Origin of the sequence: Vibrio sp. CAU 1672 (genome assembly GCF_029223195.1) — a bacterium.
Lineage (GTDB): Bacteria > Pseudomonadota > Gammaproteobacteria > Enterobacterales > Vibrionaceae > Vibrio.
In genome coordinates this window covers 85780-111684 of the sequence record NZ_JARHUF010000002.1, presented here as the reverse complement: position 1 = coordinate 111684, position 25905 = coordinate 85780, and the positions used below count along the sequence as shown (strand labels likewise).

23 protein-coding genes and 1 pseudogene are annotated in these 25905 nt (G+C 47.8%); 5 read left to right on the top strand and 19 right to left on the bottom strand.

Going from position 1 to position 25905, the window contains the following annotated elements; all coding sequences use genetic code 11:
• Positions 1-2 precede the first annotated feature (2 nt).
• Together P2G85_RS02800 and P2G85_RS02795 are read left to right on the top strand one after the other, a co-directional pair.
• Positions 3-917, top strand: a complete 915-nt coding sequence (locus P2G85_RS02800; protein ID WP_275862600.1) for a homocysteine S-methyltransferase family protein — start codon at positions 3-5, stop codon at positions 915-917.
• Positions 904-2430 carry a BCCT family transporter gene (locus P2G85_RS02795; RefSeq protein WP_275862599.1) on the top strand — a complete coding sequence of 509 codons (1527 nt, stop codon included), beginning with the start codon at positions 904-906 and terminating at the stop codon, positions 2428-2430. Before P2G85_RS02800 ends, P2G85_RS02795 begins: the two co-directional genes overlap by 14 nt.
• 230 nt (positions 2431-2660) lie before the next feature.
• On the opposite strand, the pseudogene P2G85_RS02790 reads toward P2G85_RS02795, so the two are convergent.
• The 7 genes and pseudogenes from P2G85_RS02790 to P2G85_RS02760 all read right to left on the bottom strand — a co-directional run.
• Positions 2661-3449: pseudogene (locus P2G85_RS02790) on the bottom strand (group II intron maturase-specific domain-containing protein); the annotation flags it as partial.
• 103 nt (positions 3450-3552) lie between these two features.
• Positions 3553-3969: a hypothetical protein gene (locus P2G85_RS02785; protein WP_275862598.1), complete on the bottom strand. Its 417-nt coding sequence runs from the start codon at positions 3967-3969 to the stop codon at positions 3553-3555.
• A 777-nt stretch (positions 3970-4746) separates the two neighbouring features.
• Complete coding sequence (tdh, locus tag P2G85_RS02780) at positions 4747-5778, bottom strand: L-threonine 3-dehydrogenase (RefSeq protein WP_275862597.1); 1032 nt, start codon at positions 5776-5778, stop codon at positions 4747-4749.
• A gap of 116 nt (positions 5779-5894) precedes the next feature.
• Positions 5895-7088, bottom strand: a complete 1194-nt coding sequence (locus P2G85_RS02775; RefSeq protein WP_275862596.1) for a glycine C-acetyltransferase — start codon at positions 7086-7088, stop codon at positions 5895-5897.
• A 210-nt stretch (positions 7089-7298) separates the two neighbouring features.
• Positions 7299-9617 carry an EAL domain-containing protein gene (locus P2G85_RS02770; RefSeq protein ID WP_275862595.1) on the bottom strand — a complete coding sequence of 773 codons (2319 nt, stop codon included), beginning with the start codon at positions 9615-9617 and terminating at the stop codon, positions 7299-7301.
• Positions 9618-9619: 2 nt separating this feature from the next.
• On the bottom strand, positions 9620-10546 hold the full coding sequence (locus P2G85_RS02765; RefSeq protein WP_275862594.1) for a transporter substrate-binding domain-containing protein: 927 nt from the start codon (positions 10544-10546) through the stop codon (positions 9620-9622).
• Positions 10547-10604: 58 nt separating this feature from the next.
• Positions 10605-12011, bottom strand: coding sequence for an aminotransferase class V-fold PLP-dependent enzyme (locus P2G85_RS02760; protein WP_275862593.1), 1407 nt, complete (start codon positions 12009-12011; stop codon positions 10605-10607).
• 582 nt (positions 12012-12593) lie between these two features.
• Between P2G85_RS02760 and P2G85_RS02755 the strand changes: the two genes are divergently transcribed.
• Together P2G85_RS02755 and P2G85_RS02750 are read left to right on the top strand one after the other, a co-directional pair.
• Positions 12594-13505 carry a LysR family transcriptional regulator gene (locus tag P2G85_RS02755; RefSeq protein ID WP_275862592.1) on the top strand — a complete coding sequence of 304 codons (912 nt, stop codon included), beginning with the start codon at positions 12594-12596 and terminating at the stop codon, positions 13503-13505.
• A 30-nt stretch (positions 13506-13535) separates the two neighbouring features.
• Positions 13536-13919: a VOC family protein gene (locus P2G85_RS02750; RefSeq protein ID WP_275862591.1), complete on the top strand. Its 384-nt coding sequence runs from the start codon at positions 13536-13538 to the stop codon at positions 13917-13919.
• Here P2G85_RS02750 and P2G85_RS02745 read toward each other — a convergent pair.
• From P2G85_RS02745 to P2G85_RS02730, 4 genes are all read right to left on the bottom strand, one after another.
• Complete coding sequence (locus P2G85_RS02745; RefSeq protein ID WP_275862590.1) at positions 13899-14261, bottom strand: hypothetical protein; 363 nt, start codon at positions 14259-14261, stop codon at positions 13899-13901. The two genes, P2G85_RS02750 and P2G85_RS02745, sit on opposite strands and share 21 nt — an antisense overlap.
• A gap of 221 nt (positions 14262-14482) precedes the next feature.
• Positions 14483-14872 (bottom strand): cytochrome b562, encoded by a 390-nt coding sequence (locus P2G85_RS02740; protein WP_275862589.1) that lies wholly within the window; start codon positions 14870-14872, stop codon positions 14483-14485.
• A gap of 102 nt (positions 14873-14974) precedes the next feature.
• Positions 14975-15727 (bottom strand): phosphatase, encoded by a 753-nt coding sequence (locus tag P2G85_RS02735; RefSeq protein WP_275862588.1) that lies wholly within the window; start codon positions 15725-15727, stop codon positions 14975-14977.
• 87 nt (positions 15728-15814) lie between these two features.
• Entirely contained in the window at positions 15815-16261 is a 447-nt protein-coding gene (locus tag P2G85_RS02730; RefSeq protein WP_275862587.1) for an SRPBCC domain-containing protein, read from the bottom strand.
• Positions 16262-16572: 311 nt separating this feature from the next.
• On the opposite strand from P2G85_RS02730, the gene P2G85_RS02725 reads away from it, so the two are divergent.
• Entirely contained in the window at positions 16573-17625 is a 1053-nt protein-coding gene (locus P2G85_RS02725; protein ID WP_275862586.1) for a serine protease, read from the top strand.
• Here P2G85_RS02725 and fliJ read toward each other — a convergent pair.
• Genes fliJ through P2G85_RS02685 form a run of 8 tightly spaced genes read right to left on the bottom strand, consistent with a single transcriptional unit; the run spans position 17622 to position 25659 of the window.
• Positions 17622-18062, bottom strand: coding sequence for a flagellar export protein FliJ (fliJ, locus tag P2G85_RS02720; protein WP_275862585.1), 441 nt, complete (start codon positions 18060-18062; stop codon positions 17622-17624). The genes P2G85_RS02725 and fliJ overlap by 4 nt on opposite strands.
• A 25-nt stretch (positions 18063-18087) precedes the next feature.
• Positions 18088-19437 carry a flagellar protein export ATPase FliI gene (fliI, locus tag P2G85_RS02715; protein WP_275862584.1) on the bottom strand — a complete coding sequence of 450 codons (1350 nt, stop codon included), beginning with the start codon at positions 19435-19437 and terminating at the stop codon, positions 18088-18090.
• Complete coding sequence (gene fliH / locus P2G85_RS02710; protein WP_275862827.1) at positions 19421-20161, bottom strand: flagellar assembly protein FliH; 741 nt, start codon at positions 20159-20161, stop codon at positions 19421-19423. The genes fliI and fliH overlap by 17 nt, the downstream gene beginning before the upstream one ends.
• Before the next feature lie 40 nt (positions 20162-20201).
• Positions 20202-21221 (bottom strand): flagellar motor switch protein FliG, encoded by a 1020-nt coding sequence (locus P2G85_RS02705; RefSeq protein WP_275862583.1) that lies wholly within the window; start codon positions 21219-21221, stop codon positions 20202-20204.
• Complete coding sequence (gene fliF / locus P2G85_RS02700; RefSeq protein WP_275862582.1) at positions 21184-22935, bottom strand: flagellar basal-body MS-ring/collar protein FliF; 1752 nt, start codon at positions 22933-22935, stop codon at positions 21184-21186. Before fliF ends, P2G85_RS02705 begins: the two co-directional genes overlap by 38 nt.
• Before the next feature lie 3 nt (positions 22936-22938).
• The gene (gene fliE / locus P2G85_RS02695; protein WP_275862581.1) at positions 22939-23295 is read right to left on the bottom strand and encodes a flagellar hook-basal body complex protein FliE; all 357 of its coding nucleotides are present in this window, start codon (positions 23293-23295) and stop codon (positions 22939-22941) included.
• 13 nt (positions 23296-23308) lie between these two features.
• On the bottom strand, positions 23309-24640 hold the full coding sequence (locus tag P2G85_RS02690) for a sigma-54 dependent transcriptional regulator (RefSeq protein ID WP_275862580.1): 1332 nt from the start codon (positions 24638-24640) through the stop codon (positions 23309-23311).
• Positions 24640-25659, bottom strand: a complete 1020-nt coding sequence (locus tag P2G85_RS02685; protein WP_275862579.1) for an OmpA family protein — start codon at positions 25657-25659, stop codon at positions 24640-24642. The genes P2G85_RS02690 and P2G85_RS02685 overlap by 1 nt, the downstream gene beginning before the upstream one ends.
• Positions 25660-25905 lie beyond the last annotated feature (246 nt).

Genomic DNA, 25905 nt, shown 5'->3' with positions numbered 1-25905 from the left:
TTATGAAGAAACTAACTATTCTCGATGGTGGAATGGGCCGCGAGCTTAGGCGTATTGGCGCACCATTCTCACAACCCTTATGGAGCACACAAGCGCTCATCGAATCTCATGATCACGTCCGTGTGGCCCATCAGAATTTTATTGATACTGGCGCTGAAATTATCATCGCCAACAGCTATGCCTGCGTACCATTTCACCTTGGCGATGAGCTTTATAAAACAGATGGCGCTCTACTGGCACGTCAGGCTGCTGTTATCGCTCAGTCTGTTGCACAAAATGAACGCGCTAAGCGTAATAATCCTGTTCGTGTCGCTGGCTCAATTCCGCCTGCGTTTGGCAGCTATCGTCCGGATCTATTTAAAGCTGATGAAGCAAAAGAGATCTTCACTACACTTTTTCATGCACAAGAGCCCCATGTTGACCTGTGGGTTGCTGAAACAATTGCCAGTCTGCAGGAATTTGAGGTAATTCATTCCGTACTGAAAAACTCTAGCAAAGACAGCTACTACTCCTTCTCCCTGGCAGATGACACTGAATGTGATGCGAAACTGAGATCAGGGCAGCCCGTCAAAATTGCGGCTGCACTGGTATGCTTTACCGGCGGCAAAGGTATTTTCTTCAATTGTTCCGTTCCTGAAGTAATGGAGCAAGCTATCAAGGATGCGAAGGAGGTTATTGACCATTATGGTGTCGATGTTGAAATCGGTATCTATGCCAACAACTTTACACCTATTCAATCTGATCATCAGGCCAACGACACATTGCAATCCATGCGTGAGCTCTCACCCGAAGATTATCTGGCGTTCGCCAAGCGTTGGTACGAACTTGGCGCCACCACTATAGGAGGATGCTGTGGAATAAGACCTGACCATATTCAGGCTCTAACTGAATGGAGAGATACCTTTGAAGAATCTTAATTATGGCCTGGCTCTGCCAGCAATCGTACTTGTACTTGCCCTGTTGATTATCTCATCCACCTATCCTGAACAGTCGCAGGCTATGGCAAATGGGGCTATGGCTTTTGTGACCACATGGTTCGGCTGGATAGTTGAACTTGGTAGCCTAGCGCTGGTTGGCTTTTTACTCTGGCTGGCATTCTCAAGGTATGGGGATATCCAGCTTGGAGAAGAAAAACCTGAATACAGTAACTTTTCATATGGTGGTATGATTTTTACTGCTGGTGTCGGAGCATCTCTTATCTACTGGGGTATTGGTGAGCCCATGTATTACATACAGTCACCGCCACTCTTTGCAGAGCCAAACAGCTATTCTGCCGCCGCATGGAGTGTTACCTACTCAATATTCCATTGGGGGATCACTGGCTGGGCTATTTACTGCTTTCCGGCAATTCCTTTTGCCTACGCATTCTATGTAAAGAAGAAACGCACCCTGAAACTATCCACACTGTGCGCTTCAGTAGTCGGCGAGCATCCTATCGTAACTAAGACCATCGACCTCCTGGCTATTTTTGGAACACTGACTGCTTTTGCAAGCTCATTAGCACTTACCGTTACCTTGCTTGCCGCAGGGGCTTCTGAGTTACTGGGTATTGAAAATGGATTACTTCTGCAAGGCTGTATTATCCTGCTGTTTGTGATTGCTCTGCTTTGCGTAATGCTGGTTGGATTTAATCAGGGGATCAGTAAAGTATCCGATTACACAGTAACTATTGCCATCGGGTTTGCTTTATTTGTTCTGTTCTCCTCAAACTCTCAGTTTATTCTTAATAATTTCACCGACTCAATCGGGGTAATGCTGGATAACTACTTCAGAATGTCGCTATGGACCGATCCGGTACAGCAAAGCGGTTTTCCTCAGGGCTGGACTCAGTATTACTGGTTCTGGTACTACGCCTACCTCATCATGATGGGTTTGTTCATTACCAGAATATCCAGAGGAAGAACCATTCGGGAAGTTATCCTGTATGCAATTTCTATGGGCTCTCTTGGCTGCGCGTTCTTTATTTCTATTTTTGGCGGCTACGCTATATGGGCTCAGTTAATCGGCGGTTTCCCTGTGCAGGAATGGATGGCCGACGGCGGCTTAACCTTTGCGGTTGTGTCACTGATAAAAACGTTACCAGCAACATCTGGTATTCTAGCTCTGTTTCTGGTTATCCAATTCTTCTTAATGCTAACCACCATGTCCAGTGCAAGCGTCGCTACGGCTATGCTGACCACTAACGAACTGGCGTTGAATGGCGATCCGGATAACAAGGTAAAATTATTGTGGTCCGGAGCCATAGCGCTCATCAGCTTCAGTGTTTTCCTATGTGGCGGTGGCATCAACACCATTAAATCCTTGTGTGTCGTGGCTGGTATGCCAATGATGTTTATCTATGCCATATTGGTCAGGCATTTGTTGCAGGAACTTGGCGCGGTGAAATATACATCACCCCAATTAGAGGCGCGCGTACTACAGGAGGTTTAGGTTACCCAGGCCTCGAAATTGCGTTAACGATAAATACATAATGATCCTTGATGCTTTTAGTCTCGGGGCTCATTATGCGATTTCAGTATTTTATCGTAAGACAAACATCAGCTCACTTTTGTCGAGTAGACGACACTTGTTACCAAGTGCCGCCCCTCTAAGAACCGTACATGCAACTTTCACTGCATACGGCTCAAGCCTCCACTAAGGCATCATTGATACCCAGCAACTTATAACGCAGTCAGGACAGGCTCTTTCCAAGAGTTACGAGCTAGCCTTTTGGGTTTCCTCTTCGCCAAGTATTCTTGGTGTTGAGGGTCAAAAAGGGTCGCAGCACTCCTGATTTTCACGTGTCGTTCGATGGGCACTTTCGCTATTTGGAACAGATTGAAGTGACAGTCCATGTTCATGATTTTCTGCCAACCGTGAAATTGCCACTGGCCTTTACGATTGAGGAAGTACTTATGAACAACCCAGTCTTTGGACTTGGTTGGATGACGTCTAACTGCCCAGTGCCATAGCGCTTGGAATAGTTTGTGGCCGACATACCCGAATATTTTTTTAGCAACACAATGGCGATAGTAATTCGCCCATCCCCTGAGTTTCGGATTTATCAACTTGATAAGATCGTTAACAGGGATGGTTGCGTGCTTTTTAATGAGTTCTCGTAGATTTCTCAAGAATAACAACGTGTTGGATTTGCTCGGCTTGATGAGTAATTTCCCTTTGTACTTCCTGTGATTGAAGCCTAGAAAGTCAAAGCCATCATCAATATGAGTGATCTTCGTTTTCTCTTCGGAGAGGGTTAACCCTCTTTCTGCCAGAAAGTCAGCAATCAACGGTTTGATGTCGTTCACTAGCACTTCCTTTGAAGAGCAAGTAACCACGAAATCATCCGCGTAACCGATAAAGTTGGCCCTAGCACCCTTTTTCAGGGCTGTAGATTTTATTTGTTGCTCTATTCCCGCGAGAGTCATTAGCATCAAGGTTGGAGAGATTATTCCCCCTTGAGGTGTACCCTAATCGGCGAAGCAATAGCAAATTTCACAGCATTTAGAGACATGATTCCTCCCTATGTGGTGCCCAGGCTCAACCCGGGCCACACTAGCAATTTAAGCAAGGTTACTCATGGCCATGATGCTGCTGTTGATGTTGTTGCTCAGATTCCATCATTTGTTCCATCATCATATGCATCATACCCATTTGCTGCTCCATCATATTCAGGCGCTCATCCATCTTCATTCCAGAATGTTGCGCACTGGTATTTCCCATCATCATATGCATTCCTGCCCGCATACTGTTGTGGTGTTCTTGCAGTAACTGCTCACGCTTTTCAGGGTCGCTTTCTTGCTTAATACTCGTCATCAGCTGTTGCATTTCCTGCATATGTTTGTGCATTGCAGTCATTTGATCGTGACTCATCATACCCATAGCCATTCCGCCCTGTTGCATGCCATGCCCTACCTGATGCTCACTGGCAACAATAGCAGTCGATGCCAACACGGCTGACACTGCGATGGCGGTAATCAACGCTTTCATACGATTCTCCTTACATAATTATTGTCAGAACAATACAAAGGTGTAGCGGCATCCTGATGATTAACAGCTCTTATACCTACATTAGAGAATTGCCACTGTTCCTGTCAGCTTACTCACAGCCAGATACTGCTATGCTTTTTAATAGTAGAACCAAATAGAAAATACTAGTAATGCTACTTTTTGATAAGCCCATGTATGTCTTTTAGAAATAGAGATACATTTCCATATACGTAGAATATTAAATTGCTACTTTTTTCAAATAGACACTTTTGAGTTAGATAAACTATGTCAAAATGAAACTCTAAGATATGCGGCGAGTAGATGCACTAACCTGCCTTGGGGCATAAACGAGTCTGCTCAGAGCTAATAATTTATGCCTAAGAAAGAGCTAATTAACTATGATTTTTTTAAGAATGACTCAGGTTCTATTTCGCCTCTACAACGATAAATCGCCATAGCCGATAGTAATGCCCCAACCATCTGTGATAGTAGAATCATTTTCATAGCCTTTCCCATATGCAGCGCAGTGTGAAGCTACTTGTGCGAGCATGTTAGGGTAGTTGACCACCAAAGAATCATAGTTTACTTGAACTACATCCTCATCAGCGAAGTAAAAAACCAATAACCTGTTGAAAAATTACAAGAAAAGAAGCAATTTAGCCCCAAAGCATTTTGGGGCTAATTTGACTATATTTTGGGGCTGAATTTGCCATTCGCATGGTTTTATAACCAGTAAAATGTCTTTCCGAGAATATGGCACTTACATCCTGATTTCCCCTACTCCCAATCAAGGATCACTTTGCCAGACTGCCCGCTACGCATGACGTCGAAGCCTTGTTGGAAGTCATCTATCTTGTAGTGGTGAGTGATGATTGGGGTCAGATCCAGACCTGACTGAATCAGTGAGGCCATCTTATACCAGGTTTCAAACATCTCGCGGCCGTAGATGCCTTTGATCACCAGGCCTTTGAAGATAACCTGGTTCCAGTCGATGCCCATGTCTGATGGCGGAATGCCCAGCAGCGCAATGCGGCCGCCGTGGTTCATCTCTTTCAGCATTGAATTAAACGCCGATGGGTTACCCGACATTTCCAGGCCAACATCGAAGCCTTCGGTCATGCCCAGCTCCTGCATAACCTCTTCCAGGCTCTCTTGTGCCACGTTGACGGCACGCGTGACGCCCATTTTACGCGCCAGATCGAGGCGATATTCATTCACGTCCGTGATCACCACATGGCGGGCACCAACGTGCTTCGCCACGGCGGCGGCCATGATCCCAATCGGGCCGGCACCAGTGATCAGCACATCTTCCCCAACCAGATCAAACGACAACGCGGTATGCACAGCGTTACCAAACGGGTCAAAGATAGAGGCCAGATCATCAGAAATACCCTCAGGGATCTTAAACGCGTTAAACGCCGGGATCACCAGATACTCTGCAAACGCACCTTCACGGTTAACACCAACGCCAATGGTATTGCGGCATAGGTGAGTACGGCCACCACGACAGTTCCGGCAGTGGCCACAGGTGATGTGACCTTCGCCCGAAACGCGGTCACCAATTTCAAAACCGCGAACTTCCTGGCCGATACCGACCACTTCACCCACGTACTCATGACCTACCACCATCGGCACAGGGATAGTTTTCTGTGACCATTCATCCCAGTTGTAGATGTGGACGTCGGTACCACAAATCGCGGTTTTCTTAATTTTGATCAGCAGATCGTTGTGACCCAGTTCCGGCTTATCAACTTCGGTCATCCAGATGCCTTCTTCAGGCTTTAGCTTGGAAAGTGCTTTAATTTTCATACTCTTTACCTTTCGTTGCCCTGCTCTGTACGGGGCAAACCAATGCGATACAGTGTTCAAGCAGATTCGCTTTCTCACCGGGCAAGCTGCCGGGGTGCAAAAACGCGTAGCGACATTTAGATGATGCCCATGTCCTTACCAACCTGGATAAAGGCGTCAATGGCGCGATCCAGTTGTTCACGCGAGTGCGCGGCCGACATCTGTGTACGAATACGTGCCTGCCCTTTTGGTACCACCGGGAAAGAAAAGCCGATCACGTAAATGCCTTTTTCCAGCGCACGTTCAGCAAATTCAGCCGCGACTTTTGCATCACCCAACATGATTGGAATGATGGCATGATCAGCCCCGCCCATCGTAAAGCCTGCCGCTTCCATACGTGTACGGAAGTGCGCTGCGTTTTCCCATAGACGGGCACGCAGATCGTCACTCTCCTGCAGCAGATCCAGCACGCGAATCGAGGCGTTAACAATCGCCGGAGCAACCGAGTTGGAGAACAAATACGGACGAGAGCGCTGACGCAGCCAGTCGATCACTTCTTTCTTGCCCGAGGTGTAACCGCCGGATGCACCGCCCATCGCTTTACCCAGGGTACCGGTGATGATGTCAACCCGGTCCATCACATTATGGTACTCATGGGTACCTGCGCCTGTTTTACCCATAAAGCCAACGGCGTGCGAATCATCCACCATTACCAGCGCGCCATATTTATCTGCCAGATCACAGATCGCCGGCAGGTTGGCGACAACGCCGTCCATTGAGAACACACCATCAGTAACGATCAGCGTGTGGCGGGCACCGGCTTCTTTGGCCGCGATTAACTGCTTTTCCAGCTCTTGCATGTTGTTGTTGGCGTAACGGAAACGCATCGCTTTACACAAGCGGACTCCGTCGATGATTGAGGCGTGGTTAAGTGCATCGGAGATGATTGCATCTTCTTTGCCCAGAATGGTTTCAAACAGGCCAGTATTGGCATCAAAACAAGAGGTATATAGAATGGTATCTTCTTTACCTAAGAACTTAGACAGCTTTTGTTCTAATTCTTTATGGATGTCTTGCGTACCGCAGATAAAACGTACCGAAGCCATACCAAAGCCATGCTCATCCATCCCTTCTTTTGCCGCTTCAATCAGCGCCGGATGATTCGCCAGTCCGAGGTAGTTATTGGCACAGAAGTTGAGCACTTCTTCACCGGTTGAGATTTTCACCGCCGCCTGTTGCTGAGAGGTAATAATACGTTCTGCTTTGTAAAGGCCTTCCGCCTTCACCTCTTCAAGTTGCTGCTGGATCTGTTGGTAAAATGCAGAAGACATTTGCAATTCCTTCCTGATTATTTGTTCAGTTGTAACACTGAGTAAGTGTAGGGTAAGCCGTTATGTGACGGGAATCACAGGCATTTGCTTATCAATTAAGTGTAGTGTAATTCAAGGATGGGAAAACGATTATCCCTTGGGGTGGAAAAGCATTAATGAACCTGAGGCACAAATTGCATTAATGCTCTGGCTGGTACTGGCAGGAAGTGGTTACACGCGGGTCGGCTCATGCAGCAGCGCTTCGAACTCAGCGGCAGGTAACGGGCGGCTAAAATAAAATCCTTGTCCGTATTCACAATCTAGCGCGTTGAGGAAGTCAACGTGGCGCCGGTCTTCAATGCCTTCTGCGACAATATCCAACTTCAGTGCTTTGGCCATTGCGACGATCACATTGACCAACTCCCGGTTGGAATCGTTATCAAAAATATCCTGCATAAAGCCGCGGTCTATCTTGAGCCGGTCAAACGGAAACTTCTGAATGTAACCCAACGCTGAGTAACCGGTACCAAAGTCATCCAGGGTAAGCTTGGTTCCAAGCTGTCGTAACTTACCCAACATTTCATCCAGCTCATCACTGTGATCAAGCAACAGACTCTCGGTTACTTCAATGTCAAACTTGTCCGCCGGTAAACCGGATTCGCGTAAACTGCGCTCAATTTGCTGAAATACACGTTCACAATAGCGGAACTGAACGCTGGAAAAGTTCACAGAGACAAACAGCGGCGTTATCGACTGCCACTGAGCAACCTGCTGACATGCCTCAGCAATCGCAAACTCTCCTAACTGATGGATTAAACCGTTCTTCTCCGCAACAGCAATGAACTCTTCCGGGTTAACAAAACCATATTTGTCATCATCCCAGCGCATCAATGCTTCAGCACCGACAACCTGACCACTCTGCAAGTGAATGATCGGCTGGTAATACAGCTGCAACAAATTATTAGAAATCGCATTCCTCAAGCGACTTTCCAAATCCAAAAAATATTGCAGGTTATAGTTCATGTCCTGGTTAAAGAAACAAAATGCATTACGCCCGTCTTGCTTAACGCGATACATGGCCATATCCGCACAGGCCAGCAACTGCTCCGCCGTTTTACCATCATTCGGATACACGGACATACCGATACTGATCGACTGGAAAAACTCATGATTATTCCAGACTAACGGCTCAGAAAAGGCCGACAACACGGTCGAGGCAAAATGCTCGGCGTTGTCCATCCCCTTTAAATCCGGGATCACCAGTAAAAACTCATCACCACCAATACGCGCCAGAATATCACTGCGACGCACCGTGTGTTGCAGCCGTTCAGCACTCAGTTTGAGAATTTCGTCGCCGATAAAGTGGCCCATTGAATCGTTGATCTGTTTAAAATGATCCAGGTCGATAAACATCACCAAAACATTGGACCCATTGCGTTCGGCACGGGCCAGCTCCTGATCAAGACGCTCCGGACCGTACACCCGGTTAGGCAATCCGGTCAGGGTGTCATGTTTCGCTTGGTGGGCCAGTTCCGTCTCCGATGCTTTACGACGTTCAATTTCCTGAGTCAGGTGTTGGTTCTTCAGCGCCAGAATGTCCTGGCGTTTTTTCTCTTCTTCTAGCTTTATCTTTAGTTCCACACGATTGTTATTCAGCAGGAACGCGTAACACAGGCCAATAACAATCACTATCGCCAATAAACTGAGCCAGGAGATAAAAGTCTTTGAGGTAAAGATATCCCTCTCACCTAAAGGTTCAAACCACGCTTTAAGTACCAGGTTGTGTTGTGCAACCGGAACTTCAAAAAAGATCTTCCGAGACAAGTCATCCGAAAGTGCATGATTATCATTGTTGCCTGCACTATTGCTGATCGTATCCCATACCATGAAATCGATATCATTGACCATGAGAACCATTCGGCTGTAACTTTCTTCATACTCTTGGTTGGTCAACTGTTCAATAACAACACGCTTATTAATATCGGCGATGAGAAAAGCGACGCGATCACCCGAGAAGTCCACACGTTTAACCAGCTGGACTGAAAAAACGCCATTTTCACTGAAAGCCCGGACATTATGTTCATCTTTAACCGTATTGATTAACTCATCGATTTCATGTGGCCGTACATCGCCTTTATCGGTAGAAAGAATTACTTCACCATCATTCCCGACGAGAGTGAGCTTTTTAAATAACGGGGTATTACTGATGGTTTTATTCTTAACCTTCTCATCTAGTTGACGTTTTAAATTCACTAAACTGGCACCGAGGCCATATTCTATCGACATACCAGAGGCCAGGTTAGCAAAAAATGTCTGGACAGTTCGGTCGATTGATAAATATTCAACATCTTCACTGGCTATTGTAAAAATATTATCTAACGTACTCGCATAACTATTAACCTTGAGTTCAAGCTCTCGGTACTGAGACTCTTTCAGTTTATTTTGACCTAAACTGGTTATGCCAATAATCGTTGCCAAATATACAGACACCAATATAGTGCATATTGTAATTATCTGTTTACTCGATATTTTCTTGATAAACTCGATCATAATCAGTTCTTACTAACTTCTGAGAAGTAGTCGTTATAAAAGTAATAAATCGATGGATAATATTTCTCCACCAGTCTCTGGTAAGTTCCATCATGATGTATACGATTGAGGTACTGATTAAAAGCCGCTCGCAGTTCTGGCGAGCTTTTACGAAACGCGACCGCCATCTGTTGATGCCCAGAAATAGGACCGATAACTTTTATTTCTCCCGGCCACTTTTCCAGCGCGATAATCGTATCGGCAACATCAAGTAGCGTACTTTCAGCATCATTTTTCATGATCGCCGGAACCATTTCATTCAGCCGGCGCTGGACGTCCGGCAAAATAACCTGCGCACCGGTAGCGTAAAGATCATACAGATTTGGATCTAAACAAGAGTTCTGTAATGCCAGAACCTTCCTTCCTGAGATCAATAACTTAACCTCACTAATGTCCGCATCAATTGAACCTTTGGGCTTAATTGGCTGCATTGTCGAATCTGAGCGTGCAACTAACCAAACACCAGAAGGGAAATAATCCTCAGAGAAATCGACCATCTGTTTACGCCAGTCCAGAATCGTCATCCCGTTGGCGATCAAATCGCCTTCGATTGGCGTTTTTTCTACCAAAACAACACGTTTATCGACATAGTGCGCATTTTGCCCGGTTAACTTGCCGATCACATTACTCCACTTACCGGGGACATACTCATAGCTGACACCTAAAGACTCGGCAAACCCTTTGACTATCTCTACATCCAACCCAGTGAGGGTTTTCACCCCACCCTGATCCAGGTATGAAACGAAATTTGCGTATGGCACACCAATATGACGCAGCACGCCACGCTGTTTAATATCCTGCAAATCTGCTGCTACGGTGGTTAACGAAAGCAATGCAGCGAATGAAGTCACTACAAAACCAGCCACCAGCCTTCTGATATTTACAGACATCATCATTCCTTCCTTCACAAAGCGCCCGTGTCGGGCGCTTCAATACGAAACCCTGGCTTTAAAAACGGTTATACAGCTCACTTATTGCGGCGACCAAACCTTCGACATCCTGCTCATCATGAAACAAATGGGTCGAGATACGCAGAGCATGAGTATCAAAGCCGTCTTCTTTGTTCAGCTTGAAACTGGTGGTACGGATGATATAGCCGTACTCTTCACGCAGGCGATCACGAAACTCGGTTAAGATCTCACCATTAGCCACATCACTGAATGGGTTAAACGTGGTTAACCCGCTGGTCAGGCCGGTAACATTAGGTGAAAAGATCGATGCTCTGGGCAGTGCTTGGGCTAGTAACGTTTTACACTGTATCCCCAGCGCCAATACACGCTGCTCAATACAGCCACGACCAATCTCATCCCACATTTTACAGCTGTCGACCAGAGCTTGTTTGGCCGGGTAGTTGTCGTTACCGATATACTGCATCTGCAGTTGCTTACCCAGGTAATCCGCGTGTGATAACGATGAGTTGATCAACCAGAGTGGGTTTTCACGATCGCTCCAGTACTCATCCAAACGCTTGGCATTGTCTCGCACATACAAAATACCGGTTGCACCTGGCCCGCATTGCCACTTATGCCCCGAACCGGCGTAAAAATCGCAGTCAATATCATGAAAATCCAAATCCAGCATACCAACTGAATGCGCACCATCGATCAGGGTTGGGATAGCAAACTCTTTCGCCAGCGAACAAATCTGCCTGGCCGGTAATGCAGTCCCGGTTTTGTAGGTGATGTGAGAGAACACGATCAGGCGTACATTGCTGTGCGCTTCAATCGCGGCCCGGAAAGCCTGCACGTAGTCGTCAACCGACACCGCTTCACCGCCGGTAAACACTGGTAATTGCACTTCAACCACATTAACGCCAAAACGCTGCTTGACCACATTCAGTGGCGATGTCGCGGCCACATGTTCATGATGCGTCGTGATGATCACATCACCCGGCTCAAAATGCAGGCCATTAATGATGCTGCACAAGCCATCCGTGGTATTGCGACTCAACACGATTTCAGATGCATCCGCACCAAACCCCGGAGCAATCTCCGCCACCATGTCCGCAACATATGGCCAGGAGCCGAACTTACCCTGCATATCCCACGGATACTGAGCAACCAACTTGTTGTTGTCGGCATAGCCTTGTAAAACGTGCTTTGGCATCGAACCTGTCGTACCAATGTTCATATAAGTGGTTCGTTTATCCAATACGAACTGTTTCCGAACTTTACGCCACAAGCGATCATCATGCTTTTTATCCAGCCCGTTAACCTTCCATTTAGAACTGTCTTGTTTGGCGTAGGTGGCTCCAGAGAATGTCGTGGCGCTGACGCCCGCAACAACAGCACCACTTGCATGCTTAAGAAAACGACGGCGACTGTGATCAGTGTTAATAGAATCCTTGTGACTCATGTTTTTTCAATCCTTGTGGAAAATTGTTTTATTTTAATTTTTAATCATATAACTACCTGTTACTTAAACATTATTACCTATTCAATCAATAGTTCAGGTTTTTGCCGTTGGATAAGTGATATCTGTTCCAGTTTTATCTCATTCTGGCTATATAACCTACAACGTGTTAGCGATTAAATATTCATTAGATTACATATTTTTGTATTAATAACATCGCTTATAAAAAACATATACCGCTACCAACAAAACCAAACAAACCGTTTAATATCCCCTCAACCATGGCCAGTAACTTTAACGGGATATTGTGCTTTTAAGGACCATTTATGGATTAACAACGACTGTTTAATTATAGCTAAATTAATTCGCCTTCACCGTGTATGTGCACAAGCAGATAAACAACCAAGATAACATATAAAATATCAATGAATTGCATATCAATAAATCATACTCGGTATGGCTCTCACTTCAGTCTTTCGCAACGAATTTCTATCATAGTCCGACATTACTGTGGCTGGAGACTTGCACTACAACCAATGCTGCCGGACAATGCCAGACCAGCCGTTTTTTTGTACCTGAGGCTTTATGGTCAATCCCAAACTCATCGCCTTGTTACCGGACTTGGCGTCATTCATCCTCGTCGTCAATGAAGGCAGTTTTACCGCCGCCGCCCGCAAACTGGGGGTGACACCATCAGCGCTGAGCAAACTCATCACTCGTTTAGAGCATGCTCTGTCAGTTAAACTGTTTGAAAGAACTACCCGCAAACTGATCATCACTCAGGCCGGGAAAAAAGTGTATGACCAAAGCATTGCGATGGTGAACGCCGCTCAGCAAGCAGTTGAACTCTCCGCAGAAGAGCACAGCGAACCAAGCGGAGCACTGAGCGTCGCCGCGCCGGAGGCGTTCCTCAACTCAGTTTTACAACCGTTTGTCATCCCGTTTCTGCGTTACTATCCCAATATCCAACTGAAATTACGCGCAGCTGATGGGGAAATTGATCTGTTCCGTGATGGTATTGATGTCGCATTCAAACTGACCGATAAACCCGATGAGAATCTGGTGCTGAAAGAGATCGGTAAAACCAACCTGCGGCTGTGCGCGTCTCCGGGCTATTTAGCCACTCGAGGTCAGCCACTGCACCCTAGCGACCTTGAGCGGCATGACTGCCTGTATCTGGCAGAAAACGATAAAGACAACATATGGTCATTTTTTAAAGATGATGACTTTCTCTCTGTCGCTGTGTCCGGGCGCTACGCTGTTAACCACTCGCAGATGCGATTAAATGGTGTCAAAGCCGGCCTGGGAATTGGGATATTTCATGACTTTGTAGTTCGAGAAGCACTCGAGCAAGGCGAAGTAGTGGAAGTGTTACCCGACTGGATGATTAAAAGCAACTATCACGGGGCCATTGCTCTGCAATACGCACAAACTAAATATATGCCTGCGAGAGTTCGTGCGTTTCTCGACTTTGTCGAAGCAAAGCTGGTTTTCTGATAACCATGGTTACACTGGAGGAAGCAGGTTATGTTCAATACTATCCATCACGTGGCCATTATTTGTAGTGACTACCTCACCTCAAAACACTTTTATACTCAGATCTTAGGTTTTAAAGTGATCGCCGAAAACTATCGTGCCGAGAGAGAATCTTACAAGCTGGATCTTGCCCTGCCCAATGGCAGTCAAATCGAGCTTTTCAGCTTTCCGGACGCACCGAAACGACCGAGTTTTCCTGAAGCTCAGGGACTAAGACATCTTGCATTTCAAGTGACATCGGTGGAGAAGGTAAAAGCGTATCTGGAAGAACAACACATTAAGGTGGAATCTATTCGCATTGATGAGTTCACCGGCAAGGCATTCACTTTTTTCAGGGATCCCGATGGCCTGCCGTTAGAAATTTATCAACAATAACGGCGGTGCTCTGGCAACCGGTGTTTCAAATCGCACACTTAGAGCCAAAAAAGTGTAGCTGTCAGAAATCACCCAGTTCAAGCGTGAAAGTACAAGTGCAGTTGGAAGTGAATCGCAATGAAAAGAAGAGAAGTGACTGAACGGGCAGGATTTACCCTTATGGGTAACAGAACGATCAGCTTGTTCGATTTGCACAAACTTAAAGCCATTGAGTGTGCAGAGTGTCGCCCATACACCAGCGCCGTTACCGTGAGCATTGATAACTGGCATCAGTGTCACCAGCACCCAACTAAAGGCACTGGTCAATAACATGGAGCGATAAAAAGGGATATCTCTACGCATAACAGGCTATTAACATTGTTTACGCCAGCGTACCTAATCTGCGGTTACATCTCAAAAATAGCTTTAATAAGTGATTACTAACTCACAGGTTTTATGCCTGATTGCATTAACACAACATTAATTTTCCTGACACCAAGGAATGAGCCAATCCAGTCCCCGAGAGCTGACCATCAGGCAATAAAAAAGCTCGCACCGGGCGAGCTTTATGTCACGAGTCAAACTTAACCAAACAGTTTGCTCCAGATGCTTGGGTTACGCTTGTCATGATACTCTTCACGCAACTGATCCACCTCTCGCAGCTGCTGCTGCGCTTTATCCAGCTTGCCGGCTTCCAACTCTGCTTCGATATTATCCAGCGTAACCGACAACTTATTAAAACCTTCCAGATACAGGTCAAATTTTTCTGGCGGGTAATCACCACGCTTAGATTGCTCGACCAAGGCCTGCAAATTATCAATCGCTGACTTCATACTTTGCACATCGGACGCTTGTGCTGCCTGCTTAAATTCCAACTTCATTTGTTTCATGTTGTGTTTTAAGTCGACGGCTTCGGCAAGGGTATAGCTTGAGCTAAGTGCTAATACACATCCAAGCATTAATTGACGTAACATTATTACTGCTTTCTCCATTATTATCTCCGGATGTCGTATGCCCCGGTTGCAATGCCCAGTTTAAAGCAATGGTCAGGAAATAACAGGCGAAATGGTAACACCTTATTTGCGACGCAACCCGGCGTATTCCGCAACAGGCGCCCGGCCACGCAGCTCTAAAAACGCCAAAAACTGCTGAGCGGAATGGGTGATGACTTGCTCACTGGCTACCCCCACTTTATCCAGCATTTCACTGACTAAGTCCAGGTTGCCTACATCATGACAAAAGTGAGCATCACTGCCGGTGGTGAAATAGACACCCAACTTGTTACCGATCTCGGCAATCTGATAGCAACGCTCCACACTGCCGACCCGGCTATTACCTTTTAGTGTGGTGTTATTGATCTCAATCGCAACATGGTGCTCTTTGGCACATTGCAGTACTTCCTCAAAATCAAAATCAAAATTGGGATTGCCCAGATGGCCTAATGCATCCACGCGTCCACCCTGAATTGCATTCAACAGTGCGTCGGTATGAGCGGCACTATTCGCCGGGTGGAACACCGGCTCATGAAAACTGGCGATCACCCAATCGAGGTTACGATCAACACTGGGATGCAGATCGATTTCCCCTTCGGTATTCAGCAGGTTTGATTCCACACCACGAATGATAGCCACGCCATCTAGAAAACGCGGCAATACTCGCTGATTGGAGAAGAACCAATAATGAGGTGCGCCCGGCATGGACTCCGCATGGTCGGTGGTACAAAACATGTCCAGCCCGTTTTCTTTAGCCAGGCGGGCATTTTCAATCAAAGTGCTGTATGCATGACCACTGGCGTAAGTATGAGTATGCGTATCTACCTTCAGTTCCATTTGTTACTCTCTTGGCATCTTTAGCTGCAGACATTGTATACTCATCTCCGGTCAGATCCAGCCACACTGGACGGTTATCACTCCCGTTTATGGCTCCTCTTCACTGATCGCCTTGATTAAAGGTAAGGCTTTTTCCCAGCCGTAATTGAACATAGTGACAAAATCGCTGTGGGTCTGGATAGTCACACTCAACAACAATCGTTGTTGCACCATGCTCAGTTGGTAAGTTTCACGCGATCCCGTCCATCTCGCTGTAATATCACTGCCGAGACATTGGCAACTGCGTGGATCAAAAGTCGCGACATGATGGTATTCCAGCGTCTCAAAAGGCGGAACAGTATCAATCAGTGCACGGGGGCCATCCATATCGGGAGCAGTAAACGTCAGATCAACACACTCTTGCCAATTGGCATCAAAGTGTGATTGCGGAGAAAAAACTTGTACCCAGCGCTGATATAACGCCGCATTCGTAAGCACCTTCCATACGCGCTGTGGGCTGGCACCAATCTCTACATGATAACTCAGACTCAACATGCACTCTCTCCCTGTATCATGATGTCGCTTAACTATCAAAACGCTAGCTGATAAAGGTGATTTTTTAAACAAGCAGATTGCCAGAGCTTCATTCCCGTCACAATTTGGCCAATCTTAATTAACAAGTCACACAACGACCCACAATGCTCCTTCCTCCTCCCTGCCTGATGCATTACGATGCAACATTAATAACTCACCGGACTATAATGGTATTTTGATATTCATCGATAAAATTAATTGCAGCTTTTGCTACTTCGTCATGTAACTGTGTATATAACTAGATTAACTAACCCAAGTTCAAGGATGTCTGTATGAACGTTTTCCGTCCCCTCATCGGTCTGGCATTGCTGGCTTTACCCGCCACAGCACTGGCCAGCTCACAGCCACTTATTGCGATGAATGACCCCAGTATTTCGCCAGCGATTATTGGCGGCCAGCAGGCTGGTGAAGATCAGCTGCCGTTTTTCGCCCGTTTAATTTTACATCGTACCGGAGAATCCAAGTTTTCCAACATCTGTGGTGGCTCAGTCGTGAATGACCGTTATATTATGACTGCGGCACACTGCGTGTATAACGATGTGTTTGTCGATGGCTGGACTGAAAATGATCTCCGGGTACTGCTGAAAAACCCGACTGGCAATGATGTTTATGTGGAAGAGTTTAAAGATGTGCGTAACATCATTATCCACCCGGAATATAATCCGGACAACTTCTGGATCAACGATATTGCCCTGCTCGAGTTAACCTACCCGATCACCGATAATGTCCAGTCCATAACCTTACCCCAGGATTTTGGTGATTACAGCGACAAAAGCGCATATCAGATCTTTGGCCTGGGGCTGACTGACAGCAGCCAGGAGCAAGGGCCGGATTACCTGCAAACGGCAGAAGTCATGCCACTGAGCGATACACAATGCTACGATATGTTGCCCGCGCCCGGTTTTAACGCCGACGAATCGCTATGCGCTAATGGGTTTCCAGATCGGGAATACACCGCCATCTGTGCTGGTGACTCGGGCGGACCACTGACTTATCTGGATGACAACCACCACTACCAGCAAATCGGTATTGTTAGCTACGGTGCTAAAATCTGTGAGACGGAAAGCATCCCAAGTGTGTTTACTGAAGTGCTGCACTACAACGCATGGATAGAAAGCCACAGCAGCAGCGGCGTTAAAACGACCTACGACCCGGCTCTGGCGCAGAGTGAAGGCTACCATAGCCAAGGCGATAATGGCTTTGAACCGGAAGACAAAGAGAGCAAAAAAAGCAACTCTGGCGGCGGCGCACTTAATGCCTGGCTGTTGATGTTAGGTGGTATGTTGGCATGGAACCGCCGCCGTAAACCGGGCGCTAAGGTTTAAAGGCTTTTTTTCTTAAGGCGGGAGTTGATAATATCTTCTATCAACTTCTGCTCTTTACAGGCTTTCTCGTAGCGCTGCTTTTTCCGCCAACGCTCCAGCACACTCTCCAGCCCCTGAATACGCGCATGTTTATGTTCCAGTTCCTTCTGTACCGAGGAACACTGTGCCTCCATCAGGGCTTGCTCTTGTTCATGATGCACCAGCATTTTTTGCAACATTTGATCGACACGATTGAGGTTCATCAAGGTTGCACTGTTCATCGCCGGTACCGCCTGGACTGATTTACCGGCATGACTCTTTAGCGCCGACAGCTGTTGCAACTGCATTTTGAGGTGGCTGTGGCGCTGACGCATCAATTCGAGCTGCTGACCCACTCTGTCACGTTGCTTTTCCTCAACCTGCTGCAGCTTCCCCACCGCTTTTAGTTTTGCTTCCATTTTCTCTTACCAGTGAAGAAATCCATTATTGTGCCGCTTGGAATAGCTGTGCCAGTTCAGTCAAACTGCTCGGGTAATCCACCGATTCACTGACCGCCTGCTGCAAATAAGCTCTGAGCTGTGGATACATGGCCACGGCGCGATCTAACTCCGGATCCTGTCCCGGCTGATAGCCCCCCAATGGTAACAGCTCTTTAACCTGCAGATAATTGGAGTACAGCTGACGAAACTGGTTGGCAATGGTACTGTGCGCTTCCTGGGTACAAGCTGACATACAACGGCTGATCGAGGCATTGATATCAATTGCCGGATAATGTCCCTGCTCTGCCAGTTGGCGCGATAACACCACGTGACCATCAAGGATCGCCCGCGCCGAGTCCACCACAGGATCTTGCTGATCATCCCCCTCAGCCAGCACGGTATAGATAGCCGTCAGGCTGCCGTGCGGGTTCTCACTGTTACCTGCCCGCTCAAGTAACTGTGGCAGGACACTGAACACTGACGGCGGATAACCCCGTGAAGCCGGAGGCTCACCCAACGACAACGCAATTTCTCGCTGCGCCATCGCATAACGGGTCAACGAGTCCATCAACAGCAACACATCTTTACCATTATCACGAAAATATTCCGCCACACGGTGGCATAGTAAAGTAGCACGCAAGCGCATCAAAGGTGACTCGTCGGCAGGTGCGGCAATAATAATGGCTTTCTGGCGCGCTTCCGGGGTGAGGTTGCGTTCGATAAACTCTCTTACTTCCCGGCCCCGTTCACCAATCAGGCCAACAACGATGACATCAGCTTCCGTATTTTGCGTGATCATTCCCATCAGCACACTTTTACCCACGCCGCTGCCCGCCATCAAGCCAATTCGCTGGCCTTTACCAACGGTGAGCAGGCCGTTAATCGCTCGTACACCAACATTCAAAGGGGTATCAACCGGACGACGTCTTAGTGGGTTAATCGGCTTGGGTTCAAGTGAAACTCGCTCTCCCCCTTTAAGCGCCGGGCCGTCATCGAAAGGCTCACCCATGCCGTTCACCACCCGCCCCAGCCATTGGCTGCTGATTTGTACCGTGCTGTCCCCATCAAGCGGCACCACTTTTGCGCCGGCAAACAGGCCACCTAAACGGCGAAGGGGCATCAGGTAGGCGACGGTATGCTCAAAGCCCACCACCTGGGCTTCTATCATGTCACCTTCTGCTGTCTCTACCAGGCAACGCTGTTCCAGTTTAAACCGGCAGCCCACAGCTTGTAACATCATGCCATTGACCTTGATCAGCCGACCGGTCACCCGGGCGACCGGGATCGAATCGAGCGATGCAATTGCATCGCTCAGTCTTTCGCTCAACAAATCTTGCTCAAAGCGGCTGGTCATGGCTCTCTTCAACTTGTGGTGTAGTCACTTCATCCAACAGATGCTGCTTGACGTTATCCATGCACGCTTCCAGTCGCGAGTCGCAGCTGGCATCGGCTTCCGCATCATCGGTAACCAAATGACAACCACCGACCGGCAGTTCCGGATTAGCGACCAACTGCCAGGCGTCAGGCAAGTCAGCATTAACCTGGCTGATCCGCTCAAGATCTTGTGGGTTAAGGTGCACAATGACCTTTTCCGTTTTACCCGGCATCGCGCCCAACGTTTCATCCACTAAGGCTAAAATCTGCTGTGGCATAAGAGTCAACTCAGCCCGGATTACCTGCTGGGCGACTTTCTGTACCAACTCACAAATAATGTGGCGCTGCTGTTGCTCTTTTTCACTTTGCCAGCGAGACAACGCCTGATAAAGCTCATTGACCGGTTTAACCGCCTCCGCAAAGGTCTGCTTACCAGACTGCTCCCCGGCTACATAGCCTTTTTGAAACCCTTCTTTCTGACCTTCGAGTAAACCTTGCTGCTTACCTTGCTCTAAACCCTGGCGAATACCTTCATCGTGGCCCTGTTGCAGGCCTTGCTGAAAACCCGCTTCAAGGCGTTCTTGCATGTCGACCTGGTTATCTTGCCAACCGTTGTTGTCAAGGCCCAGCTCATCGTCCACTTTAGCTGGCTGAGCCAGTGGGGGAAACCGGTGCAAACGGTAACCCGAAGCAGGTAAGCGCATTTTCCGCGTTGATTGCTTGCTGTTTTGCCCTGCCATCCGCTTACTCCACCGTCGGCTCTTGATAGAGCACCAGCTCGATCTCACCCGCGTCACTCAACTCCCGCGCAACTTGCATGATTTCTTGACGCGCACTTTCAACGCGGCTCAAAGGCACTGCGCCGCGGTTTTGCATATCAGTTTCCAAGGTTTTAACCATACGCTGAGGCATTGAACGTTTGATCGCCTGTTGCAAGGTAATTTCTGCCCCTTTCAGCGCAACCGCCCACAGCTCGCCTGGCACTTGCTGCACCAGAAGATCCATGGTTTCTTCGCGTTGACGCCCCAGTACCATAAAGTCAAACATGTTCTGTTCGATTTCTCCCACCACTTCTTCGTCATGGAGCTTAAGCATCTCCATCAGGGCAGCACGGTCACCCTCGAAACGGTTGATAATATCCGCGACCTGCTTCACTCCGGAAAGCGGTGCGCTCTGGGTAGCAGAGACCTGTTCAATGCAACGCTCAATCAGTTCATTGAGGTCATTCGCAACCTGATGATCAATATCCTGCAAACGTGCAATCCGGAACAACAGCTCATCATGGTAATCCTCCGGCAGATGCTTCAACACCGCTGAAGAACTTTCTGGTGGCAAATAACCAAGGAAAATCGCCTGCATCTGCGGGTGCTCATCTGCGATGAACCGGGCTAAGACCTCAGCCTCAACCCACTGCAACCGCTGCATGTTATTACGGATCTCATCACCGTACAGGTTGTTGAGTAACCCTTTGGCCAGGTCGTTACCCAGTGCTTTGCGCAAGGTGTTCGACAGATACTCTTTCGAAGCACCCCGAATACCACTATGTTGACGAAAATCCTCAAAAAAGCTCTGAATAATGGCTCTGGCTGAGTCACTTTTGATCCCACTTAAACGAGCCATCGCTTTAGTGACCCGTTGTGTTTCATCACGGCTGAAATGGCGTAATACCTTTGCAGCCGCATCTTCGCCCATGCCCAATAGCACCAGCGCGGTTTGTTCTACATGACTAAGCTTCTGCTTCGTTGTCGACTGAGCTGTGTTCATTGACGTTTACCCATTGTTTCAGTACTTCGGCTACACGCTCAGGCTCTTCATTGGCGATAAGCTGTAGGTGTTTTAATTGAATTTCTAGTGGTGATCCCGGAGGCGGCAACATTTCGCTGTTCACATCCAAACCTGAAGACACTTCAATCCCTTTCTCCGACAAGCGGCGGTTAAGCACTTCTTCACGTTCACGCTCTTCACGGGTTTGCAGGTTATCGTAAACCGGTTCTTGTTGCGGCTCTGTTAACTCCGGCACCTGCGCCTGGCGATCTGAACCGGTGAGGTGCATGATCAGAGGACGCAGTACAAAGAAGATCATCGCCAGGCCAAGCAAACCACCGATCACGTAGCGCAGCGGTTGCTGAACCGTTGAATCTTGCCACCATGGAATAGCCGATGGAGAGACAATATCAATCGGGGTGAAGTTAAAGCTCATCAGGCTTAAACTGTCCCCACGAACCGGCGTAATCCCGACAGCATCAGAGATCATCGCCGAGATTTGAGCCTTCTCTTCGTCAGTCCAGGCGGTACCATTGGGTGCTGCCTGAGCATTAAGCAGTACTGAGACACTTAACTTCTCGATCTGACCTTGCTGGTATTGAGTACGGCGTACGCTGCTTCCTACCGCATATTGTCGGTTCACTTCAGAACGCGCATTGGTATTCTGGCTGTCACTATTTTTTTCATCTCCGGTAACCGGAGGTTGATTACTCAATGATCCCGGCACACCCAAAGCAATTTCATCGACAGAATTGTTATGAATGGTATGTTCATTGCGCACGACCGGTGCGTTATCCAGGATCTCACGCGTCTCCTCGACCTGGTTAAAATCCATATCAGCAGCGACTTGCACTCGGAAGTTACTTGGCCCGACAATTGGTGTCAGCATGTCTGCCGCTCGCTGGATGATCTGCTTTTCAACGTTTTTCTGATATTCTAGGTATTTCGAATTCACTTTACCCGCTTCTGGCGATGCTACATCTGCGCTCAACAAACGGCCATATTGGTCGATAACCGACACAAATTCCGGTTTCATCGCGGTAACGCTGCCGACAATCAGGTTGATGATCGCCTCGACCTGATCCGGTTTCAAATCCTCGCCGGGTTTCAGTTCAAGCATCACCGACGCGGATGGGTTTTCACGGTTTTGGCGTACAAACAGAGTCTGTCGTGGAATCGCCAGATGTACCCGCGCATTCGACACCGCGTTGAGCGACATGATAGTACGTACTAACTCACCTTCCAGACCGTGACGATAGCGCGCGCTCTCCATAAACTGGCTGGTACCCAAAGAGCTGTCTTCGTTGAGCGAGTCCAGGCCGGTTGGCAGCTTGGCTTTCACCCCTTTTGCTGCAAGTAGCATCCGAATTCTGGCCACTTCCCCTTCCGGTACCAGCACCTGGCCGTTCTGCTCCTGCATACGGTAAGTAATACCTTCCGTTTCCAATACCGATACAATTTCACCGATATCAAAACGTTCCTGCTGGCTGTACAACGGGCGAAAGCTTTGTGAAGAGCTCCAGAGAGCAACCACGATGAGTGCCGCCACAATCGCGGCCAGCACAGCAGACAACACCAAATTGCGCTGACTGCTCGACCATAACTGCTTGGCCTTGCGGGTAAGCTCGTCCATACCACCGGTGGAAGAGAATGTTTGTTTTTGGTCAGAATGCATTGCTGAATTCGAAGCGACCTGAGTGGAAAGTTCTGACATCGTTTACACCGGCATCTTCATAATTTCATCAAAGGAAGCCACAACCTTGTTACGCACCTGCATCAAGGAATTAAAAGAAAGGCTGGCTTTTTGGCTGGCGACCATCGCTCCGACCAAGTCATCACTTTGACCGGTTTCGACTGCCGTCATCTTCTGGCTCGCAACGGATTGATGTTGATTCACCGTATCCAGCACATTAGTCATCGCCTGAGAGAACGAGAGAGGCTCGTTCAGCTGTTGCATATCCAGAGGATTCGCCGTTACGTTGAAGTCAGGCTGAATCCGGGTTTTCATCGCTTCCATTTTGGAGAGCATCAATTGCTCAGCCGGTACCGCATTGCTAATAGGTTGACTTGCCATTCTTTCTTCTCCTCTACGCAGCCGAGCCTAATGCCGACTGCAAATCGATTCCATGCTCACGCATTGCGGCGAGCTTGTAGCGCAATGCGCGGGTAGAAACGCCCAATGCGTTTGCGGTTTTGGTCCGGTTACCCCCGAACTGGCGAAGCTTGTCCAGAATAAACTGATATTCAGCCTGCTTTTTCGCTTCCACATGACCAAGCGGAGCAGAAGCTTCCGCAGGCTGCACCGAGGTTAACAGTTCAATTGGCAACATCAGGTCATGAGCGGTGATGTAATCGCCATGACGCATGACCAGAGCGCGTTGGATGACATTTTCCAGTTCGCGGATATTGCCCGGCCAGTGGTATTGACTCAAAGCTGCAACCGCATCTTGGGAAAGGTAGCACTTGCTGCTGTCTTGATACTTTTCGATGAAAAACTGACTGATCGGCAAAATGTCTTCTTTGCGCTCTCGCAGTGGCGGCCAATGTAACGGCAGCACATCCAGGCGATAGTAAAGATCTTCACGAAAAGTGCCTTTCTGAACTTCTTCGCGCAGATCTTTGTTGGTGGCAGCAATCACGCGGATATCCAACCGGATGGATTTGTGGCTACCAACACGTTCAACTTCACGCTCTTGCAGGACACGCAGCAGTTTCGCTTGGACTGCCGGAGACATCTCACCGATCTCATCCAGCAGAATAGTACCGCCATTCGCCTCTTCAAATTTACCGCTTTGTGAACCGGTCGCCCCGGTAAACGCGCCTTTTACGTGACCGAACAACACCGCTTCCAGCATGGATTCCGGTATCGCTGCGCAATTGACCGCAATAAAGGGACCGCTGGCACGAGTGGATTGTTCATGAACATAACGCGCCAGCACCTCTTTACCCGTACCCGACTCGCCAGTGATCAACACGCTGGCATGAGTGCAGGCCGCACGGTGCGCAAGTTGTAAAACCTGTTTACTGCGCCACGACTCCGCCACAATGTTGGCCATCGGTTTGCCCAGCGCTTCAACACGCTTAAGCAAGTTCAATAACTGCATGCTTTCAAATGGACGCAACAAGTAATCCGTGGCACCCGCTTTCATGCTTTCTGCCGCCAGCAGGCTCTGTTCCTGATCAACAATTGCAATCGCTACACCAGCATTGCGTTGCTTTTGGTGACACGAGACAAACTCCCTGACACACATATCAGGTAAGTTTGAACTAACCAGCGTAACGCCGGCACGTTCCTCGAGCAAAGCACCGCGCCCCGTGCGCGCATGGCGAGTTCGGTATCCCGCCTCTTGTAACTTTTCCAAAACGGATTGAGCAAGGTTTTCATTGGGCTCAACCAACAAAATGTCTGCAATCGTCATTATTGAACCTTTACCTTTTGTTTTTGGATTTCTTTGTCCATAGTTGCGTGCACTGTCGGCACTACGATTTCATCATCCCGCACCAGTCTCACGGTCACACGACGGTTTTTCTGCTGCCCTGCCGAGGTTGCATTGCTGGCAACAGGGTAGCGTGAGCCGTGTGCCCTCACTTCAATTTTTGATGCTGTGGTTCCGAGCTTGATCAGTTGTTTCGCCACCAGCTCAGCACGCTGTCTTGAGACAGACAGGTTGGCAACAGAAGAGCCAACGCTGTCGGAATGCCCGTCGATCAGCACTTTGCTTACTTTTGAATCTGCGGCAAGGTAGCTGTATAACGCTTTTAAGGTTCTGTTATTGGCTTCTGACAGAGTCCGTTGACCAAAAGCAAACGGCATCACAATGTCTCTGGCTTGGGCAAACGTCATTGCAGGCAATCGCTCCCGACATGACTCAAAAGATTGCATGGCTGTCTGGATGCCGATTGTTGGAATCGTGAACGCCCAGTCAGCGGAATCTTTACTTCCGCTCAATGCCAGTGTCACCCACCGCCCCTGCTTAATATCAGAGAGAAGGCTGGCCACATCGCGCTGAATAGCAAAGCGAGAAGTAGGACTTGGCATATGAACAGATGCAATAGAATGGCTATCTTCCGCCTTTTCCCACGGTGCATTTCTGCTGAGTAGCACAACTTCGTCCCACATATTATTGCTCTGTTTTATCTCAGCAATAAAAGTGATCTGACCAGCTGGCTCAGCCAGGAAATAAAACTTCCCCTGCGGAACTTCCGAATGCATTAAATTGCATTTAAACTTATCACCTTTATATGACCAGCTTGAAAGATCCATTGGTATATTGATGTTTTCTTGTGCCGAGGCAAGTGACATAGCCATTAAACTTGTTGCAATGATTATAAGAAATGCTATTCCATTACGAAGGAAAGAGTATTTCTTACACTCCTCTGACCTAGACAACTTGTTTAAATATGCCACCAAGTTTACATTCTTGGCATCGGTAATCATATTGAAACTCTATTCTAAAAAAATCACATTCTTTAATAAAAACCCACATTAAGACACGAGATCTCTTGAATTTAAAATGCAAAAAAATCATAAACTTAAAATAGACCCTCTCTATAAGCTTATGATTACCTGTGTCTTTTGTTTTTTATCTTTATCGTAAAAGCGAATAAGAATTTAACAATGGTTGTGTTTTTGTTTTTTTATTATCTATTTAATTGGCACCAAAAATAACGTGTTTTTATTTCT

Coding starts and splice junctions, on each gene's coding strand:
- P2G85_RS02800 (WP_275862600.1), top strand. CDS start 3: ATGAAGAAACTAACTATTCTCGATGGTGGAATGGGCCGCGAGCTTAGG.
- P2G85_RS02785 (WP_275862598.1), bottom strand. CDS start 3,969: ATGAAAGCGTTGATTACCGCCATCGCAGTGTCAGCCGTGTTGGCATCG.
- tdh (WP_275862597.1), bottom strand. CDS start 5,778: ATGAAAATTAAAGCACTTTCCAAGCTAAAGCCTGAAGAAGGCATCTGG.
- P2G85_RS02775 (WP_275862596.1), bottom strand. CDS start 7,088: ATGTCTTCTGCATTTTACCAACAGATCCAGCAGCAACTTGAAGAGGTG.
- P2G85_RS02770 (WP_275862595.1), bottom strand. CDS start 9,617: ATGATCGAGTTTATCAAGAAAATATCGAGTAAACAGATAATTACAATA.
- P2G85_RS02765 (WP_275862594.1), bottom strand. CDS start 10,546: ATGTCTGTAAATATCAGAAGGCTGGTGGCTGGTTTTGTAGTGACTTCA.
- P2G85_RS02760 (WP_275862593.1), bottom strand. CDS start 12,011: ATGAGTCACAAGGATTCTATTAACACTGATCACAGTCGCCGTCGTTTT.
- P2G85_RS02755 (WP_275862592.1), top strand. CDS start 12,594: ATGGTCAATCCCAAACTCATCGCCTTGTTACCGGACTTGGCGTCATTC.
- P2G85_RS02750 (WP_275862591.1), top strand. CDS start 13,536: ATGTTCAATACTATCCATCACGTGGCCATTATTTGTAGTGACTACCTC.
- P2G85_RS02745 (WP_275862590.1), bottom strand. CDS start 14,261: ATGCGTAGAGATATCCCTTTTTATCGCTCCATGTTATTGACCAGTGCC.
- P2G85_RS02740 (WP_275862589.1), bottom strand. CDS start 14,872: ATGTTACGTCAATTAATGCTTGGATGTGTATTAGCACTTAGCTCAAGC.
- P2G85_RS02735 (WP_275862588.1), bottom strand. CDS start 15,727: ATGGAACTGAAGGTAGATACGCATACTCATACTTACGCCAGTGGTCAT.
- P2G85_RS02730 (WP_275862587.1), bottom strand. CDS start 16,261: ATGTTGAGTCTGAGTTATCATGTAGAGATTGGTGCCAGCCCACAGCGC.
- P2G85_RS02725 (WP_275862586.1), top strand. CDS start 16,573: ATGAACGTTTTCCGTCCCCTCATCGGTCTGGCATTGCTGGCTTTACCC.
- fliJ (WP_275862585.1), bottom strand. CDS start 18,062: ATGGAAGCAAAACTAAAAGCGGTGGGGAAGCTGCAGCAGGTTGAGGAA.
- fliI (WP_275862584.1), bottom strand. CDS start 19,437: ATGACCAGCCGCTTTGAGCAAGATTTGTTGAGCGAAAGACTGAGCGAT.
- fliH (WP_275862827.1), bottom strand. CDS start 20,161: ATGCGCTTACCTGCTTCGGGTTACCGTTTGCACCGGTTTCCCCCACTG.
- P2G85_RS02705 (WP_275862583.1), bottom strand. CDS start 21,221: ATGAACACAGCTCAGTCGACAACGAAGCAGAAGCTTAGTCATGTAGAA.
- fliF (WP_275862582.1), bottom strand. CDS start 22,935: ATGTCAGAACTTTCCACTCAGGTCGCTTCGAATTCAGCAATGCATTCT.
- fliE (WP_275862581.1), bottom strand. CDS start 23,295: ATGGCAAGTCAACCTATTAGCAATGCGGTACCGGCTGAGCAATTGATG.
- P2G85_RS02690 (WP_275862580.1), bottom strand. CDS start 24,640: ATGACGATTGCAGACATTTTGTTGGTTGAGCCCAATGAAAACCTTGCT.
- P2G85_RS02685 (WP_275862579.1), bottom strand. CDS start 25,659: ATGATTACCGATGCCAAGAATGTAAACTTGGTGGCATATTTAAACAAG.